The sequence below is a fragment of the Aeromonas fluvialis genome (assembly GCF_000819885.1).
GTDB lineage: Bacteria > Pseudomonadota > Gammaproteobacteria > Enterobacterales > Aeromonadaceae > Aeromonas > Aeromonas fluvialis.
The window spans coordinates 1-3,067 of record NZ_CDBO01000064.1; the positions used below are offsets into that span (position 1 = coordinate 1).

Sequence of the window (3,067 nt, forward strand, 5' to 3'; positions counted from 1 at the left end):
AGAACACTTCTTGGGTGTTGTATGGTTAAGCCTCACGGGTAATTAGTATGGGTTAGCTCAACACGTCACCGCGCTTACACACCCCACCTATCAACGTTGTGGTCTCCAACGGCCCTTTAGGACCCTCAAGGGGTCAGGGATGACTCATCTCAGGGCTCGCTTCCCGCTTAGATGCTTTCAGCGGTTATCGATTCCGAACTTAGCTACCGGGCAGTGCCACTGGCGTGACAACCCGAACACCAGAGGTTCGTTCACTCCGGTCCTCTCGTACTAGGAGCAACTCCCTTCAATCATCCAACGCCCACGGCAGATAGGGACCGAACTGTCTCACGACGTTCTGAACCCAGCTCGCGTACCACTTTAAATGGCGAACAGCCATACCCTTGGGACCGACTTCAGCCCCAGGATGTGATGAGCCGACATCGAGGTGCCAAACACCGCCGTCGATATGAACTCTTGGGCGGTATCAGCCTGTTATCCCCGGAGTACCTTTTATCCGTTGAGCGATGGCCCTTCCATTCAGAACCACCGGATCACTATGACCTACTTTCGTACCTGCTCGACCTGTCCGTCTCGCAGTTAAGCTGGCTTATGCCATTGCACTAACCTCCTGATGTCCGACCAGGATTAGCCAACCTTCGTGCTCCTCCGTTACTCTTTGGGAGGAGACCGCCCCAGTCAAACTACCCACCAGGCACTGTCCGCGAGCCCGATTCAGGGCCCTGCGTTAGAACATCAAACATACAAGGGTGGTATTTCAAGGACGGCTCCAGCGCAACTGGCGTCACGCCTTCAAAGCCTCCCACCTATCCTACACATGTAGGTTCAATGTTCAGTGCCAAGCTGTAGTAAAGGTTCACGGGGTCTTTCCGTCTAGCCGCGGGTACACCGCATCTTCACGGCGAATTCGATTTCACTGAGTCTCGGGTGGAGACAGCATGGCCATGGTTACACCATTCGTGCAGGTCGGAACTTACCCGACAAGGAATTTCGCTACCTTAGGACCGTTATAGTTACGGCCGCCGTTTACCGGGGCTTCGATCAAGAGCTTCGCTTGCGCTAACCCCATCAATTAACCTTCCGGCACCGGGCAGGTGTCACACCCTATACGTCCACTTTCGTGTTTGCAGAGTGCTGTGTTTTTGATAAACAGTCCCAGCCATCTGGTCACTGCGACTCCCAACTGCTCCATCCGCAAGGGACTTCACTGTCAAGAGCGAACCTTCTCCCGAAGTTACGGTTCTATTTTGCCTAGTTCCTTCACCCGAGTTCTCTCAAGCGCCTTGGTATTCTCTACCCGACCACCTGTGTCGGTTTGGGGTACGATGACTTGTAATCTGAAGCTTAGAGGCTTTTCCTGGAAGCAGGGCATCAATGGCTTCCACACCGTAGTGTGTTCGTCTCGTGTCTCAGTGTTGTGTCTCCGGATTTGCCTGGAAACACCACCTACGCACTTTCACCAGGACAACCGTCGCCTGGCCCACCTAGCCTTCTCCGTCCCCCCATCGCAATTACAAGTCGTGCAGGAATATTAACCTGCTTCCCATCGATTACGCCTTTCGGCCTCACCTTAGGGGTCGACTCACCCTGCCCCGATTAACGTTGGACAGGAACCCTTGGTCTTCCGGCGAGGAGGCTTTTCACCCCCTTTATCGTTACTTACGTCAGCATTCGCACTTCTGATATCTCCAGCATACCTCTCGATACACCTTCGCAGACTTACAGAACGCTCCCCTACCACTCATACATAAGTATGAATCCGCGGCTTCGGTGCCTGGTTTGAGCCCCGTTACATCTTCCGCGCAGGCCGACTCGACTAGTGAGCTATTACGCTTTCTTTAAATGATGGCTGCTTCTAAGCCAACATCCTAGCTGTCTGAGCCTTCCCACATCGTTTCCCACTTAACCAGAACTTTGGGACCTTAGCCGGCGGTCTGGGTTGTTTCCCTCTTCACGACGGACGTTAGCACCCGCCGTGTGTCTCCCGGATAGTACTTACTGGTATTCGGAGTTTGCATGGAGTTGGTAAGTCGGGATGACCCCCTAGTCCAAACAGTGCTCTACCCCCAGTAGTATTCGTCCGAGGCGCTACCTAAATAGCTTTCGGGGAGAACCAGCTATCTCCGAGTTTGATTGGCCTTTCACCCCCAGCCACAGGTCATCCCCTAACTTTGCAACGTTAGTGGGTTCGGTCCTCCAGTTGATGTTACTCAACCTTCAACCTGCCCATGGCTAGATCACCCGGTTTCGGGTCTACACCTTGCAACTCGACGCCCAGTTAAGACTCGGTTTCCCTACGGCTCCCCTATACGGTTAACCTCGCTACAAAATGTAAGTCGCTGACCCATTATACAAAAGGTACGCAGTCACCCCGAAGGGCTCCCACTGCTTGTACGTACACGGTTTCAGGTTCTATTTCACTCCCCTCACAGGGGTTCTTTTCGCCTTTCCCTCACGGTACTGGTTCACTATCGGTCAGTCAGGAGTATTTAGCCTTGGAGGATGGTCCCCCCATATTCAGACAGGATGTCACGTGTCCCGCCCTACTCGATTTCACTTCAAGGTCGTTTTCATGTACGGGGCTATCACCCTGTATCGCTGGCCTTTCCAGGACCATTCCACTAACTTCCAAGAAACTTAAGGGCTAATCCCCGTTCGCTCGCCGCTACTGAGGGAATCTCGGTTGATTTCTTTTCCTCGGGGTACTTAGATGTTTCAGTTCTCCCGGTTCGCCTCTGTTACCTATGTATTCAGTAACAGATACCCGAGTTATCTCGGGTGGGTTTCCCCATTCGGAAATCTGTGAGTAATAGCGTCTCTTACCGACTTCTCACAGCTTATCGCAGGTTAGTACGTCCTTCATCGCCTCTGACTGCCAAGGCATCCACCATGTACGCTTAGTCACTTAACCATACAACCCCAAGAAGTGTCGTCGAAACAACGCTTGCTTGTTGAAGTACAACAAGGACCAAATAAAATTTGGTTTTCGCCAAGAAGTTTCCAAAGCACTTGTAACAAATGTTTGAGAACTACTTTTTAAATCAGCTTTCCAGATTGTTAAAGAGCA

General features: G+C 52.1%; 1 rRNA gene. It reads right to left on the reverse strand.

Annotated features, from left to right (window positions below):
* Positions 1-21: 21 nt before the first annotated feature.
* Positions 22-2,911 (reverse strand): 23S ribosomal RNA (locus BN1125_RS13765).
* Between the last annotated feature and the right edge of the window lie 156 nt (positions 2,912-3,067).